The organism is Halomonas shantousis (assembly GCF_054654615.1).
In genome coordinates this window covers 87,924-102,634 of sequence record NZ_BAAIER010000002.1, presented here as the reverse complement: position 1 = coordinate 102,634, position 14,711 = coordinate 87,924, and the positions used below count along the sequence as shown (strand labels likewise).

The following is a 14,711-nucleotide window of genomic DNA, read 5'->3' as shown; positions in this document are numbered from 1 at the left end:
ATTATAGGCGAAGCGTGGCGATATGACTGCAGGGAGACGAGGGGGAATTTGTCGTTACCCTTCCACGTTCCAGTTGCGGATGCGCGTTGCTGAAGCGCGATGGGGCGACAATGCGCCTTTGTGGCGCGGCACCCGCTCCTCCGCCTGACGGCTGACAGTGCTGTTGCGGTGATAGCGTCCCAGCACGATGCTCAGGGTCACGAAGGCCAGGGCCGAGCCTGCCACCTGCGACAGGGGATAGATGGAGAAGGCTAGCGTCAGCAAGAGCAGGTCGCAGAACAGGGTGGTCCGTCCGGCATGCCAGCCGGCCCGACGTTCGAGATACAGGGCGAGGATATTGAGCCCGCCCAGCGAGGCGTTGGCACGAAACAGCAGGGCGAGGCCCAGGCCGATAAGCAGCCCCGCGGCGACTGCACATACCGGTGCGCTGGTATTGCCCAGCGGCAGCGCGATGGTCAGCACGTCGCTGAGTACCGAAAGCAGCGTGACGCAGCATAGCGTGCGCAGGGTGAAATCTCGGCCCAGCTGGCTTAAGGCCAACCCGTAGAAGGGCAGGTTGATGAGGAAGAAGGTCAGGCCGAAGCTCAGTGGGCCCAAGTCGCTGAGCAACAGGCTGAGACCGGCCGTGCCGCTGACCAGCAACTCGGAGGATTGCAGCAGGCGCACGCCGAGGGCAACCAGCAGGCAGCCTTCGAGCAGCGTCAGCCATTGACGCCATGCGATATTCATTGCGATGTCTCCCGGGGTAAGGAAGCAGAAAACGATGCCGAGGGTATTCGGCGGCTATCGGTGGGCTTTTGGCCCGCCGACGGCGAGTCCCGCCAAGGACTTGGTGCATTGATTGCAAAAAGCATACCTTGAGGCGGCTCGTGCGGCGCAAGCATAGCGCGGGATAGGCACGACGGGGAGTAGGATGCAGGATTTGGGCGGACAGGAGGGCGCGATGCAGGACATGACACCACCCCGACTCTATCTGGGGCTGCCCATGTGGGCCAACCCGGAATGGCGCGGCAGCCTGTATCCGCCGCATGCGGCAAACGAGGAAGCTCTGGAGGAATATGCCAAGTGCTTCAGTGCCGTGGAAGGCAACACCACCTTCTACAGCGGAGCGCCGAGGCACGAGGTGGTCCAGGCCTGGGCGAGGCAGGCACCACCGGGATTCCGTTTCTGCTTCAAGCTTCCGGCCCGGCTGACACATGAGCGGCGCCTGCAAGATGTCGAGTCGGAGTTGGACGACTTCCTCGCGCGCCTTGCGCCTCTACATGATCGGCTTGGTCCGTTGATGATCCAGTTGCCTAGGGATTTCGGTCATCGCGAACTGCCTCGTCTGGCGGCGGTGCTGGAGCGCTGGCCGCGTCAGCTGCCATGTAGCGTGGAGGTGCGTGACAGTGAATTTTTCCACAAAGGGGAGGCGGAGCAGCAACTCAACCGCCTGTTGATAACTTGTGGCGTGGATCGAGTCATGCTCGATGTCAGGCCGCTTTTCGCCACCTCTGCCACCGACGACCTGCGCCTTGCCAAGGCCCAGGCGGAAAAGCCGAAACGTCCGCTACACGTGATTTCCACGGCAAATCGTCCGGTGGTGCGCTTCATCGGGCATTTCGATCGCGACATCAACGAGACGCTTTTCACCCCCTGGATCGAACGTCTCGTCTTGTGGATAAAACAGGGGAAAACCCCTTTTCTATTTGTGCATACACCCGACAATCGCGAGGCGCCGATATTGGCCCGGCGGCTATACAATCGCGTTGCCGAGCGCTGCGATGTACTGCAGAAAATAGGCGAATTTGCCGGAGAGCATCAGGCCTCGCTGTTCTGACTGCGCCGTGGAACATGTCCAGGATCAGCTGGCGTTCGGCTGGCCTTGCCGGGGAGTTTCAGATAGTTTTGGTGGCTTTCTGTCGCCCAGTGCGACAGAGGCTATCGGAAGGGAGTGCTATTCTCGCTTTCGGGGGTGTTTACCGGCACCGATTCATGTTGTTGTCTTGGCTTACGCCGGCAACGCGCCTTGGCGGAGATCCTGCCTGGCCAGGGATCCTGTCATGTCCGTCTCGAGCCGTGCGATCCATGGCGTCCGGGACATGGCAATAACAAGGATAACGCCGTCATCGCATCCGACCGATCGATGATGTTCCGAAACTCATGGTGATCCGATGTCCTACAAGTCTCATTCGCATGCCCAATGGTCCTCCCGACTTGCCTTCGTTCTAGCCGCGGTCGGTTCTTCCGTGGGGCTGGGCAATATCTGGAAATTCCCTTACATGACCGGCGAGAGCGGAGGCGGTGCCTTCGTGCTGATCTATCTGGTCTGCATCTTTCTGGTGGGCCTGCCGATCCTGATGTCCGAGTGGCTGCTCGGCCGGCTGGGGCAGAAGAACCCCATCTCGACGATGAGCGACATTACCCGCCGGCTCAAGCGCAGCCAGGCCTGGGTGCTGATCGGGGTGCTCGGCATACTGGGCGCTTACCTGATCCTGTCCTTCTACAGCGTGATCGGCGGCTGGGCGCTTTCCTATACCTGGATGGCGGCGACCGACACGTTCTCGGGACTCGATGGCGATGCCGTGGGCGCGCTGTTCGGCAATCTGCTGGCCAGTCCCGGCGAGCTGCTGCTGGGACACAGCATCTTCATGATCCTGACCATCGGGGTCGTCGTGGGCGGTGTCGCCGGCGGGCTGGAGCGTGCGGCCAAGATCCTGATGCCGGCGCTGGCGGTGATCCTCATTGTGCTGGTCGGCTATGCGGCGACCACCGATGGCTTCGCCCAAGGCGTCGCCTATCTCTTCAACCCCGACTTCTCGAAGCTCTCCGCCGACGGCGTCCTGGCCGCACTGGGACATGCCTTCTTCACGCTGAGCCTGGGCATGGGCATCATGATGGCCTACGGTTCCTACCTCTCCGATGACGTCAATATCGGGCGTACGGCGCTGATCGTGGTGATCATGGATACCCTCATCGCGTTGCTGGCGGGGTTGGCGATCTTCCCGGTGGTCTTCTCCAACGGCTTGAATCCCGGTGGCGGACCCGGACTGATCTTCACCACCCTGCCGCTGGCTTTCGGCAACATGACCGGGGGGTGGCTGTTCGGACTGCTGTTCTTCCTGCTGCTGGTCTTCGCCGCCTGGACATCGGCCATCTCGCTGCTTGAGCCTGTCGTGGAATGGCTTGAAGAGCGCTCTCCCCTGTCGCGTGTCGGTGCCACCCTGGTGGCCGGAGCCGCGACCTGGCTGCTGGGCATCGCCACGGTACTGTCGTTCAATCTATGGGGAGATGTCGCCCCGCTGGGCGCCTTCGACAAGTTTGCCGGCATGACGGTATTCGACCTGCTGGACTATGTCACCAGCAAGCTGATGCTGCCGCTGACCGGGCTGGCCACGGTGCTCTTCGTCGCCTGGATACTGGGCCGTGACGAGGTTCGCTCTCAGCTCAACATGAGCGATAGCGCTTTCAATCTATGGCGCTTTACGGCGCGTTTCGTGGCACCGCTGGGCGTGATCGTGGTCTTCGTCAGCAGCCTCTGAGGCGTTGCCGATGGATCAGACGCCCGTGGCCCCCGTCATTCGGGGGCCGTTTCCTGCAGAGACTGGGCTACGCTCTGTCCGAAGAGGCCTGCGCTTGTCCGTACGGTGCAAAAATCGACTCAGAAGGCTCATCTACGTCCAGTAAACCGGGCTTCTGCGTCGATTTTTCCGTGCCTGGACATCGCTCGTCGATTCCCGGACGGAACTTAAGGAACATCATCGTCAAAGACAGCGATGTTGCGCTTGAGATGCTTGATTTCCTTGTGCTTCTCGATGCCACGTCTGGCGCGTAGATAGCGTTGCGCGGCGCTCTTCTTGCGCTGCTCGTGTTCATCCATCTCCATGTGCATGAAGATATCGAGAATCTCGCTTTTCAGGGCACTGATCTGTTCGACGTTTCGCATGATCACAATCCCGGAAGATGTTTTTCTGCGAGCCGTACTTTGCTCGGCGGGTCTCTTTTACACTGTTTCATTTGACAGAATCATGACGCCGTGGCCATACCTGCCTGCAGAGACACGTTTTCCTCTGTCACGACAAGTGAGGCATACTGACTTTCATGTTTCGTCTCGTTTAATTTAGCAAGTTCAATACCCGTTACCAACCTGACGTCAGAACGGCCGTCAACAGAACGACAGCTGTCGGCAGAAGGATGGGTTAGAGAGGAGCGTTTCGTGAGCCGTGCCCTGTTCGACGAACTCAGACGCCGCATGGAGAATCTGCGTCGTTCCGAGCAAAAGGTGGCGCGCTTCGTGCTGCGCCATCCCGACGAAGTGATCCACATGCGGATCGTCGATCTGGCCACCGAGGCCAACGTCAGCGAACCGACCGTGGTGCGCTTCTGCCGCGCGCTGGGCTGTAACGGCTTCCAGGATTTCAAGCTCAAGCTTGCGCAGATGCTGGCCACCGGTAGCCAGTTCGCCCAGTTCTCGATGAACGACAGCGATAGCGTCGCCGAATTTTCCCACAGCATCTTCGACTCCACCGTGGGAACGCTGCTGTCGGTACGCGACCGGCTCGACAACGATGCCTTGGGCAAGGCCGTCACGGCGCTGGCCATGGCCAATCGCGTCGAATTCTACGGCTTCGGTGCCTCCGGCGCCGTGGCCTTCGACGCCCAGCACAAGTTCTTTCGTCTGCAGATATCGACATCGGCTTATGCCGATCCGCACATGCAGAACATGTCGGCGGCGACCCTCAAGGAGGGCGACGTGGTGGTGGCGATCTCTCAGACCGGCCGTACCCGCGCGCTGGTAGCGAGCGTGCGCATGGCACGCGAGGCGGGCGCCACGGTGATCGGCCTGTGTCCCAGCAATTCGCCGCTGGCTGCCGAAGTGACGCTGCCGCTGTACATCGACGTGCACGAGGATACCGAGATCTATACCCCGATGAGTTCGCGTATCGCGCATCTGGTGATTGTCGACGTGCTGGCGGTAGGCGTGGCCAAGACCCGCGGCCCGCGACTTGCCGAGCAGCTGAAAGCGGTAAAGAAGAGCCTCAACCCGCTGCGCTTTCCCGAGCCCCAGTGACGCTGCTGCATTCGGCGCCATGAGCTCGGCTGCGTCCGCTCCTGCCATATCCTTGGAGGACACGAAGGAGACTTCGGCGTCGCCAAGGAGGGATATGGTAAGCTGAGCGTCCACTTCGATATACCGACGGCCGCTTCCATGGACGACGTTTCGCCGGGCGACGTTTCGCCGCTTCTCGATGATCTCAATCCGGCCCAGCGCGAGGCCGTCAGTGCCCCGCCGGGCAACATGCTGGTACTGGCGGGTGCCGGTTCCGGCAAGACCCGGGTGCTGGTGCATCGTATCGCCTGGCTGATGCAGGTCGAGCAACTTTCTCCGTACGCCATTCTGGCCGTGACCTTTACCAACAAGGCGGCCCGCGAGATGCGCACGCGTCTCGAGGCCCTGCAGGGCTTCTCGCTGCGTTCGATGTGGGTGGGCACCTTCCACTCCATCGCCCATCGCCTGCTGCGTACCCATTGGCAGGATGCACGACTGCCGCAGCACTTCCAGATCATCGATAGCGACGATCAACTGCGCCTGGTCAAGCGCCTGCTCAAGGACCATGACGTCGACGACGAGCGCTTTCCGCCACGCCAGGTGATGTATTTCATCTCCAGTTGCAAGGAGGAGGGGCTGCGCCCTCAACAGGTGCAGACCCACGGCGACGCCTACATGGGGCGAATGGTGGAACTCTACGAGCTCTATCAACTGACCTGCGAGCGCGGCGGGCTGGTCGACTTCGGCGAGCTGCTGCTGCGTAGCCTGGAACTGTTGCGCGATACCCCGGCGCTGCTCAATCACTACCGCGAGCGTTTTTCGCAGCTGCTGGTCGATGAGTTCCAGGACACCAACACCCTGCAGTACGCCTGGCTCAAACTGCTGGCCGGGGATCGCGCCTGCATGACCGTAGTCGGCGATGACGACCAGTCGATCTACGGCTGGCGCGGGGCTCGAGTCGAGAACATCCGTCGCTTCGAGCAGGAGTTCGCCGGCACCCGCACGGTGCGCCTGGAACAGAACTATCGTTCCACCAGCGCAATCCTCGAGGCTGCCAATACCCTGATCAGCCACAATGCGGGGCGCATGGGCAAGGAACTGTGGACCTCGGGCGAGAAGGGCGAGCCGATTTCCGTGTATGCCGGTTTCAACGATCTCGACGAGGCGCGCTTCATCGTCGACAGCGTCGCCGAACAGGTACGTGCCGGTCACTCCCGCCGTGACATCGCCATCCTGTATCGCTCCAATGCCCAGTCGCGGGTGCTCGAGGAGACGCTGATCCGCTCCGGTGTGCCCTATCGCATCTACGGCGGGCAGCGTTTCTACGAGCGTCTGGAGATCAAGAACGCGCTGGCCTATCTGCGGCTGTTGCTCAACCGCGAGGATGACGCCTCGCTGGAACGGGTGATCAACGTGCCGGCCCGCGGCATCGGCACGCGCACCGTAGAGATCCTGCGCGAGCGGGCCCGCATGCAGAATGTTTCGCTGTGGCAGGCGCTGCACGACAGTGTCAGCGACGGCACCTGCAAGGGGCGCGCCGGCAGCGCGCTCATGGCGTTTGCCGATCTCATCGAGCGCCTCGACAACGACACCGCAGGCATGATGCTGCATGAGATCGTGACCCATGTGGTGGAGATTTCCGGGCTGATGGAGCATCACCGCAACGAGAAAGGCGAAAAGGGTCAGGCCCGGGTCGAGAACCTCGAGGAACTGATCAACGCCGCGCGTGCCTTCATTCAGGGGGATCCGTTCGCCATGCAGGAGATCGGCGAGGGCGCGGCGTCCCTGGAACCGTTCCTGTCCGAGGCGGCGCTCAATGCCGGTGACCACGAAGCTGCCGAATTCGAGGACAGCGTGCAGCTGATGACCCTGCACTCCGCCAAGGGGCTGGAGTTTCCGGTGGTGTTCATCGCCGGCGTCGAGGAGGGGCTGTTTCCGCACAAGATGTCGCTGGAGGAGCCCGGCCGGCTCGAGGAGGAGCGCCGTCTCTGCTATGTCGGGTTGACCCGAGCGATGCGCAAGCTCTATCTCACCTACGCCGAACTGCGGCGCCTGCACGGCAAGGAAACCCTGCAGCGCCCGTCGCGTTTCCTGCGTGAGCTGCCCGAGGCGCTGCTCGAGGAGGTGCGCCTGCGCGGTCAGGTCTCGCGTCCGGTGAGTTCGCGTCCGACCAGCGGACTGTCGCGCCAGGAACGTGTCGAGGGCGGTGCGGACCTGCCCAGTCTGTCGCTGGGCCAACGGGTCAGTCATCCGCTGTTCGGGGAGGGCGTGATTCTCGACGCCGAGGGGGAAGGGGCCCGCGCCCGGGTCCATGTCAGCTTCGAGGGCCAGGGCGACAAGTGGCTGGTGCTGGGGTTCGCCAAGCTGACCCCGCTGTAACGCAGCGATCTCGCGTCCGGCCGGAGGCGGCTGCCCCGGCTCATGACAACAACGTGCCCCATCAGTCAGCGATCTCATGGAGAGAGAGGCGATGAAGAAATACTTGTTGCGGATATTTCCCGAACTCACCAACCAATGGTCGAGTCTGTCCGGCTATCAGCGTTTCGAGCGTCTGGTGTCGCTGATCCTGAGCATCTCGATCGGCGCTGTCGTGGTGGTGGCGCTGTACTATCTGGTCATGCACGTCATCGATCTGCTGTTCGTGCAAAGCCGCGATCCTTTCGACTACCGGCTCTTCCAGGCGGTGTTCGACATGATCCTGACCGTACTGATCGCCATGGAATTCAACAACTCCATCGTGCGTACCATGTTCGAGCGTGGCGGCTTCATCCAGGTCGAGATCGTCGTGCTGATCGCCATCATGGCCCTGGTGCGCAAGTTCATGGTAATGGATCTGGACAGTATCGATGCCTGGAAGATCATGGCGCTGGCGGTGGCGGTCATGACGCTGGGCATCAGCTACTGGCTGGTGCGCCAGGGGCGGCGGGAGGATGGCTGAGCCGAAGGTCGAGTCGTATCTCGCGTAGCGTCTGAGCATACTGGTCGACTGCCCACTTCGGGGCGATGTCAGATCAAGAACCAGGAGCCAGCTTTCATGCAACGTCGTCAATTTCTCACCGCACTGGGTGCCGGCGCGGCAGGGGCCGCTTGTGCCCCCTTCGTGTCCACGGCCCGGGCGCAGGATACCGTCACCTGGAAGATGGTGACGTCCTGGCCCAAGAATTTCCCCGCCTTGGGCACCGGCGCCAACGACTTCGCCAAGCGTATCGAGACGCTTTCCGGCGGCCGCATGAAAGTGCATGTCTATGGGGCCGGCGAGATGGTGCCGGCTCTCGAAGTGTTCGATGCCGTCTCCAGCGGCACGGCGCAGATGGGCCATTCCGCTTCCTACTACTGGCGCGGCAAGGTGCCGGCGGCGCAGTTCTTCACGGCGGTGCCCTTCGGCATGAACGCCCTCGAGACCAACGCCTGGCTCTACCAGGGCAACGGGATGACGTTGTGGGACGAGCTCTACGCCCAGCACAACCTCAAGCCCTTCGCGGTGGGCAACACCGGCACCCAGATGGCCGGCTGGTTCAAGAAGGAAATCAACTCGCTGGACGACATGCAGGGACTCAAGATCCGTCTGCCGGGATTGGCCGGCGAGGTCATGAACCGCATCGGAGCGACTGCCGTGAACATGCCGGGGTCGGAAATCTTCACCTCCATGCAGACCGGCGTGCTCGACGCCGCCGACTGGGTCGGTCCCTACAACGATCTGGCCTTCGGCCTGTATCAGGTCGCCAAGTACTACTACACCTCGGCATGGAACGAGCCCAGCGCGATTCTCGAGGGGACCGTCAATCTGGATGCCTGGAATGCGCTGCCGGACGATCTCAAGATAGTGGTCGCCGAGGCGGCGCGTTCCGCCAACCTGGCAATGATCGACGAGTTCACCTATCGCAATGCCGAGGCACTGCGGACCCTGGTCGAGGAGCATGGCGTCGAGCTGCGCGCGCTGCCCGACGACGTGCTTGGGGCACTCAGCGAGGCATCGAATGCTGTTCTGCAGGAGCAGGCTACCGGTGACGCCGCGTCAGAGAAGATCTACGACTCCTACCGGCAGTTCCAGCAACAGATACGCCGTTACACCGACATCGGCGAGTTCGCCTATCTGAAGACTCGCCAGATGGTATCGGAGTCTCAGGCGTCGACGGGCACCTGACGGATACGGCCGTTGTCGTCCAGCGCCACCATCACGAAGCGGGCCTCGGTGACCTTGTAGAGTTCATCGGGGTCGCGCTCGTGAGGCGGACGAATCCACACCTGCACGTCGATCTTGATCGAGCTGCGGCCGATCTCACGCACCACCGTGAAGATGTTGACCACCGACCCGATCCGTACCGGACACAGGAAATCCATGCCTTCGATGGCCACCGTGGCGGTGCGTCCGTGTGCCTGGCGACCCGCCGCCAGTTCGGCCGCCTGATCCATGCGGTCGACCAGCCAGCCGCCGGGAATGTCGCCGTAGAAGTTGGTGTCCTGGCGCGAGGCGACGAGTTTGAGTGTCAGCTGGCCTTGCGGAGCGGGAATATCGTCGAGATCGGTCATGTCATTTCATTCTGGACCATGCACGACAGACACACCTGATTGGCGCCTCGTACACGTTCAAGCCTTATTGTTATGGATGGGATTGCAGCGTCACGCAGGCTAGGTCCGTCATCTCCGGCCCCGCCTGCCCGCACATGGTAAACGTCGACGGGTCGCTCCGGCCAGCCGCGAAACCGCCTTTTGCGATAATTTCCCGCTAAGTGAATAATGCCCGCCATCTCTCATCAGCGGAGCGAGACAAGCATGAGACATTCGGTGTTGGGTCATGCCGCAGTGTTGACGATGTGTCTGCTGGTGGCGCTTTCCCCGGCCCGGGCCGAGACCGAGCATACCCGCATAGCGGGAACGCTGTCGTCGCTGGGTTCGGACACCCTGGCGGGCCTGATGATGCGCTGGGGAGAAGCGCTTACCGAGCGTTATCCCGGGGTCCGCCTGCAGCTTCAGGCTTCCGGCTCCGCCACGGCACCGCCTGCGCTGGCCGCAGGGACGACGCGTCTGGGGGCGATGTCACGGCGCATGACGGCGCAGGAGCGGGCGGCATTCATCGATCGCCAAGGCTATGCCCCCACCGCCGTACCGGTGGCGCTGGACGCTTTGGCCGTGTTCGTCCACCGCGACAATCCTCTCGTGGCGCTGCGCATCGAGCAGCTGGATGCTCTGTTCTCCGCGACCCGACGCTGCGGGGCGCCGCAAACGGTGGCCCGCTGGGGAGCGCTGGGTCTGGAGGGCGCCTGGGCGTCGCGCCCCGTGGCGCGTTACGGCCGCAATGTGGCTTCGGGCACCTATGGTGTGTTTCGGCGCCGGGCACTGTGCGGTGGCGATTTCCGTGACGACGTCAATGCGTTGCCGGGGTCGGCGGCGGTGGTGTCCGCCGTGGGCGCAAGCCCTGACGCCATCGGTTATGCCGGGCTCGGCTATGTGACGCCCATGGTGCATGTCGTGGCACTGAGCGACGAGACGGGGCAGGCCTGGCAGCCCAGCGCCGTCAATGTCGCGAACGGGCGCTATCCGTTGTCGCGAGAACTCTACCTCTATGTCAATGCGCCACCGGACACGGCGCTGCCGGCTCTGGAGCGGGCCTTTCTCGATCTGGTGCTGTCCCGGGAGGGACAGGCCATCGTGGTGCAGGAGGGCTTCATCGCGCTGCCGGAGAAGACGCTGCACCGTGCGCGGCGTATGTTGGGGTTGTCGACCGCCCCCGATTGAGCCACTGTCATCATTCTGTCACGAAACTGACGTAATTGTCGTTCCATCGCCTCATGCTTTCAGCCACCACCTGCGCTTGGTACCCATGATCGATTTCTCCTCGCCCAGGATGCGGCTGCGGCGGCGGCTGCGTCACTCCCGCGATCGCCTGGCGACGCTGGCCATCCGTGCCGGCGGTATCGGGGTGATCGCCGCCGTGCTGATGATCGGGGTCTATCTGGTCGTCGCGACACTGCCGCTGTTTTCTCCGGTCCGAGTGACCGCCGACACTCTCACCTCTTCCGACGCTCTCCATGACGATACCCGGCTGAGCGGTACAGCGCAGGCGGTGTGGCTCGAGCCTACGTCGCAGGACTCGCTGCGACTGCTGTCGCGCGATGGCGTGCTTCGCACCCTGACGATGGATGGCCATGCGGGGAGCCGACAGGAAGTGCTGTCCGCGAAGACGCGCATCGCCGTCGTGGCCGGGAGTGCAGCGCAGGGCCCGCTGGCGCTGGGCCTGGAGGACGGCCGTGTCGCACTGGTTCCCCGGGATGCGCAGGGCCGGCCCGACTGGACACAGGCGCAAAGCTGGACGCTGTTCGAGCGGACCGGCGTCAAGCGGCTCACCCTGCGTGTGGAAGACGGGCGGTGGGCCGTGGCGGGGCTCGATGCAACGGGACAGGTCGCATGGCTGACAGGACGCTGGCCCCTGGCCGACGATGCCCGGGTCGAGCGCGGAGCACTGCCGACCGCGGCCGAGCATGTGGCGCTGGGGCGCGGATGGCGGCTGGCGACCGCCGAAGGCGGGCGGATCGCGATATGGTCGCTGGGTGGCGAATTGCCGCAGCGTCTGGACACCGTCACCGTGCTGGAAGAATCGCGGCGCGTCACCGCCCTGGCCTATCTGGTGGACGGCGAGACGCTGATCGTCGGCGACAGTACCGGTGGCGTGCGCCGTTGGCTGAATACCGAACGCTCCCTGCAACCCACTGCGGCCTATGCGCCGTTGGGCGAGGCTGCAATCGTCACCCTGCTGGCGGACCCGGCGCGGCACCGGTTCCTGGCCGTGAACGCGGCGGGCAAGCTGGGACTCTATCATGCCACGGCGGGGCGACGCTGGCAGGGCCGGGTACCTTCCCCGGAACAGGCCGTCGCGACGTATGCTGCCGGGAGCCTCTACTGGCTGAATGGGCAAGGTGTCCTGCGGCGTCTGACGTTCGATGCCGAGCATGCCGGAGTCAGTTGGCGAACGCTGTGGACACCGGTGCAGTATGCGGGATTCGAGCAGCCCGAGTACCGCTGGCAGGCCAGCACCACGCAGGCGGAGGAAGCTCTCAAACCGAGCCTGGTACCGCTGGCCTGGGGTACGCTGAAGGCCGCGTTCTGGGCGCTGGTGTTCGCCATTCCTCTGGCGCTGGGGGCCGCGATCCATACCGCCTGCTTCATGACACCGCGCTGGCGCCAGCGCATCAAGCCGACGCTCGAACTCATGGAGGCCATGCCCGGCGTGGTGGTCGGCTTCATCGCCGGCCTGGTGCTGGCGCCCTACGTCGAGCGCCATCTGGCCGGCGTACTCAGCCTGGTACTGCTCATCCCCGCCGGCGTGTGGCTGGCGAGCCGCGTCTGGCCGCGCCTGCCATCGGCCGTGCAGGCGCGGTTACCGGAGGGGGCGGCGGGTATCTGGCTGATCCCCTGGCTGGCCCTGCTGACATGGGCGGCGCTCGAGCTTTCGCCGTGGCTGGAAGCGGCGTTCTTCGGCGGTGACCTGCGGGGGTGGCTGGAAAGCGTGGCCGGGCTGGACTATGCCAGCCGCAATGCCATGATCGTCGGTCTGGCCATGGGCTTCGCGGTGATCCCCACCCTCTATTCGCTGGCCGAGGACGCCCTCTCCGGAGTGCCCCGGAGTCTGGCCGAAGGTTCCCTGGCGTTGGGAGCGACCCGTTGGCAGACCCTGCGTCGCGTGCAACTGCCCGCCGCCAGTGCCGGTATCTTTGCGGCGATCATGATCGCCATCGGGCGTGCCGTGGGGGAGACGATGATCGTGCTGATGGCCACCGGCAACACGCCGTTGATGTCCGCCAGCCTGTTCGAGGGGCTGCGCTCGTTGGCGGCGACGCTGGCCATCGAGCTTCCCGAGGCGGCGGTGGGCGGTACGCACTACCGCCTGCTGCTGCTGTGCGCGCTCGTGCTGTTCCTGTTCACCTTCTTCGTCAATACGCTTGCCGAGGGGGTCCGCCTCCATCTGGGACGCCGTTACCGCCTGTATGGCGGAGGTCGGTGATGCGCCATACCTTTTCCGCTCCTGTCACGGTGCCTGCCAAGCGGCGCTCTTCTTCTTCCCAAGGGCGAGAGGGTGTCTGGCCGTGGCTCAGTGCGGCCGGGGTGGCACTGTCGCTGCTGATGGTCCTTGCCTTGCTGACGTTGCTGGCCGGACGGGGGCTGGCCCACTTCTGGCCAGCGCCGGTGGAACTGGTGACGCTCGCGGACGGCAGCCGTGTGGCGGGCAGCGCCGTACGGGAAGAGGAGAGGGTCGCGGATGGGGTTGCACAGACGCTCTATCGCACCGGCAATCGCGACCTGGACGGCGAGGTCTGGCGCTGGGTGGCGCATGACGCGATCGTGGCGCGACAGACACCGCCGGAACTGGCAGTCGTATCGCGTACGCGCTGGAGCGAGTTCATCGGTCGTGTCGTCGGCGTGCTCGAGGATGGCAAGCCGATCGTGGCGGGAAACCACGAGGACAGCGCGACAGCGACGCCTTGGCAGGTTCTGCAAGCGCGTCTGGCGCGCGTCGAGGCACTACGCGAGCGACGTGACGCGCTGCGCGAAACGGTCATTGCCCCCCGGGTGCGTGAACTCGAGGCCTTGAGCGAGGAGCACGGCGATACGCCGGACCGACGCATCCAGGCGTTGCAGACGGCACTGGCGGAAGCCAGCGCGGAGGTCATGGCCCTGCAGTCCGCCATGGCACGCGATACGGTCGTGTTGGAAAGCGTTGCAGGCCGGCGGGTCGAGCAGTCTCTGAGCGAGGTGCTGTCGGCCTACCGCCCCAACGCCATGAGCGAGTGGGACAAGATGCACCATTGGGTCCGGCAGCTCTGGGCCTTCCTGTCGCAGGGGCCCCGGGCCGGCAATACGGCAGGCGGGGTGTGGCCGGCGATTTTCGGCACGGTACTGATGGTGATGTTGATGTCGCTGCTGGTCACGCCATTCGGAGTGCTGGCGGCGATCTATCTCAACGAGGTGGCTCGGCAGGGGGCAGCGATCCGCCTGGTCCGCATCGCGGTGCGCAATCTGGCCGGAGTGCCCTCAATCGTCTATGGCGTGTTCGGGTTGGGCGTGTTCGTCTACGGCATCGGCGGGCAGCTGGACCGCTGGTTCTTCGACGACCGCCTGCCGTCGCCGACCTTCGGTACCGGCGGTATCCTGTGGGCCTCGCTGACCCTGGCCCTGCTGACCCTGCCGGTGGTCATCGTCGCCACGGAGGAGGGCCTGGCACGTATCCCCACGCAATTGCGTGAGGGGTCGCTGGCGCTGGGCGCGACACGAGTCGAGACGCTCCGGCGAGTGGTGCTGCCCATGGCCCTGCCGGCGATGCTGACCGGGGTGATTCTCGCCGTGGCACGGGCCGCGGGCGAGGTGGCACCGCTGATGCTGGTCGGCGTGGCCAAGCTGGCTCCCGACGTGCCGCTGGACGGCGAGTTTCCCTTCCTGCATCTTGACCGGAAGTTCATGCACCTTGGCTATCATCTGTTCGACCTGAGCTTCTCGAGCCGCGACGTCGAAGCCGCGCTGCCGCTGGTCTATGCCACGGCATTGCTGCTGGTGGGCGTGATCGGCGTGCTTAATCTGACTGCAATATTTCTGCGTCATCATCTGCGAGTGCGTTATCGCGTGCTCGAGCATTAGGAGAAGAATCGCCGTTGTCCGTCACTTCATCGTCGTCCGTCAGGGAACGCCAGGC

The 14,711-nt window shown here is 63.9% G+C and carries 12 protein-coding genes; 9 read left to right on the top strand and 3 right to left on the bottom strand.

Annotated elements, in window-relative coordinates; translation table 11 throughout:
- Window positions 1–54 precede the first annotated feature (54 nt).
- Window positions 55–729 carry a DUF6198 family protein gene (locus ACYQ12_RS01120; protein ID WP_459866454.1) on the bottom strand — a complete coding sequence of 225 codons (675 nt, stop codon included), beginning with the start codon at window positions 727–729 and terminating at the stop codon, window positions 55–57.
- Between the two features lie 223 nt (window positions 730–952).
- On the opposite strand from ACYQ12_RS01120, the gene ACYQ12_RS01115 reads away from it, so the two are divergent.
- Both ACYQ12_RS01115 and ACYQ12_RS01110 read left to right on the top strand, forming a co-directional pair.
- The gene (locus tag ACYQ12_RS01115) at window positions 953–1,819 is read left to right on the top strand and encodes a DUF72 domain-containing protein (RefSeq protein WP_459874445.1); all 867 of its coding nucleotides are present in this window, start codon (window positions 953–955) and stop codon (window positions 1,817–1,819) included.
- Window positions 1,820–2,153: 334 nt separating this feature from the next.
- A complete protein-coding gene (locus tag ACYQ12_RS01110) occupies window positions 2,154–3,521 on the top strand; it encodes a sodium-dependent transporter (RefSeq protein WP_459866451.1) in 1,368 nt (455 codons plus the stop codon).
- A 206-nt stretch (window positions 3,522–3,727) separates the two neighbouring features.
- Here ACYQ12_RS01110 and ACYQ12_RS01105 read toward each other — a convergent pair whose 3' ends face one another.
- Window positions 3,728–3,925, bottom strand: a complete 198-nt coding sequence (locus tag ACYQ12_RS01105; RefSeq protein ID WP_459866448.1) for a PA3496 family putative envelope integrity protein — start codon at window positions 3,923–3,925, stop codon at window positions 3,728–3,730.
- A 270-nt stretch (window positions 3,926–4,195) separates the two neighbouring features.
- Here ACYQ12_RS01105 and hexR point away from each other — a divergent pair, with 270 nt between their 5' ends.
- The 4 genes from hexR to ACYQ12_RS01085 all read left to right on the top strand — a co-directional run bounded on the left by hexR (window position 4,196) and on the right by ACYQ12_RS01085 (window position 9,173).
- Window positions 4,196–5,050: a transcriptional regulator HexR gene (hexR, locus tag ACYQ12_RS01100; RefSeq protein WP_459866445.1), complete on the top strand. Its 855-nt coding sequence runs from the start codon at window positions 4,196–4,198 to the stop codon at window positions 5,048–5,050.
- A gap of 138 nt (window positions 5,051–5,188) precedes the next feature.
- A complete protein-coding gene (uvrD, locus tag ACYQ12_RS01095; RefSeq protein WP_459866442.1) occupies window positions 5,189–7,408 on the top strand; it encodes a DNA helicase II in 2,220 nt (739 codons plus the stop codon).
- A gap of 91 nt (window positions 7,409–7,499) precedes the next feature.
- Entirely contained in the window at window positions 7,500–7,967 is a 468-nt protein-coding gene (locus tag ACYQ12_RS01090; protein WP_459866439.1) for a phosphate-starvation-inducible PsiE family protein, read from the top strand.
- A 96-nt stretch (window positions 7,968–8,063) separates the two neighbouring features.
- Complete coding sequence (locus tag ACYQ12_RS01085) at window positions 8,064–9,173, top strand: TRAP transporter substrate-binding protein (protein ID WP_459866436.1); 1,110 nt, start codon at window positions 8,064–8,066, stop codon at window positions 9,171–9,173.
- Here ACYQ12_RS01085 and ACYQ12_RS01080 read toward each other — a convergent pair.
- Entirely contained in the window at window positions 9,152–9,559 is a 408-nt protein-coding gene (locus tag ACYQ12_RS01080; protein WP_459866433.1) for an acyl-CoA thioesterase, read from the bottom strand. The two genes, ACYQ12_RS01085 and ACYQ12_RS01080, sit on opposite strands and share 22 nt — an antisense overlap.
- Before the next feature lie 243 nt (window positions 9,560–9,802).
- Between ACYQ12_RS01080 and ACYQ12_RS01075 the strand changes: the two genes are divergently transcribed.
- The 3 genes from ACYQ12_RS01075 (at window position 9,803) to pstA (ending at window position 14,656) form a co-directional block, all read left to right on the top strand.
- On the top strand, window positions 9,803–10,765 hold the full coding sequence (locus ACYQ12_RS01075; protein ID WP_459866430.1) for a PstS family phosphate ABC transporter substrate-binding protein: 963 nt from the start codon (window positions 9,803–9,805) through the stop codon (window positions 10,763–10,765).
- An 85-nt stretch (window positions 10,766–10,850) separates the two neighbouring features.
- Window positions 10,851–13,028, top strand: a complete 2,178-nt coding sequence (locus ACYQ12_RS01070; protein WP_459866427.1) for an ABC transporter permease subunit — start codon at window positions 10,851–10,853, stop codon at window positions 13,026–13,028.
- Window positions 13,028–14,656 carry a phosphate ABC transporter permease PstA gene (gene pstA, locus ACYQ12_RS01065; protein WP_459866424.1) on the top strand — a complete coding sequence of 543 codons (1,629 nt, stop codon included), beginning with the start codon at window positions 13,028–13,030 and terminating at the stop codon, window positions 14,654–14,656. Before ACYQ12_RS01070 ends, pstA begins: the two co-directional genes overlap by 1 nt.
- Window positions 14,657–14,711: the final 55 nt, after the last annotated feature.

Bases quoted from the DNA above. Each gene is read 5' to 3' on its own strand.
- ACYQ12_RS01120 (WP_459866454.1), bottom strand. From the start codon at position 729: ATGAATATCGCATGGCGTCAATGGCTGACGCTGCTCGAAGGCTGCCTG.
- ACYQ12_RS01115 (WP_459874445.1), top strand. From the start codon at position 953: ATGACACCACCCCGACTCTATCTGGGGCTGCCCATGTGGGCCAACCCG.
- ACYQ12_RS01110 (WP_459866451.1), top strand. From the start codon at position 2,154: ATGTCCTACAAGTCTCATTCGCATGCCCAATGGTCCTCCCGACTTGCC.
- ACYQ12_RS01105 (WP_459866448.1), bottom strand. From the start codon at position 3,925: ATGCGAAACGTCGAACAGATCAGTGCCCTGAAAAGCGAGATTCTCGAT.
- uvrD (WP_459866442.1), top strand. From the start codon at position 5,189: ATGGACGACGTTTCGCCGGGCGACGTTTCGCCGCTTCTCGATGATCTC.
- ACYQ12_RS01090 (WP_459866439.1), top strand. From the start codon at position 7,500: ATGAAGAAATACTTGTTGCGGATATTTCCCGAACTCACCAACCAATGG.
- ACYQ12_RS01085 (WP_459866436.1), top strand. From the start codon at position 8,064: ATGCAACGTCGTCAATTTCTCACCGCACTGGGTGCCGGCGCGGCAGGG.
- ACYQ12_RS01080 (WP_459866433.1), bottom strand. From the start codon at position 9,559: ATGACCGATCTCGACGATATTCCCGCTCCGCAAGGCCAGCTGACACTC.
- ACYQ12_RS01075 (WP_459866430.1), top strand. From the start codon at position 9,803: ATGAGACATTCGGTGTTGGGTCATGCCGCAGTGTTGACGATGTGTCTG.
- ACYQ12_RS01070 (WP_459866427.1), top strand. From the start codon at position 10,851: ATGATCGATTTCTCCTCGCCCAGGATGCGGCTGCGGCGGCGGCTGCGT.
- pstA (WP_459866424.1), top strand. From the start codon at position 13,028: ATGCGCCATACCTTTTCCGCTCCTGTCACGGTGCCTGCCAAGCGGCGC.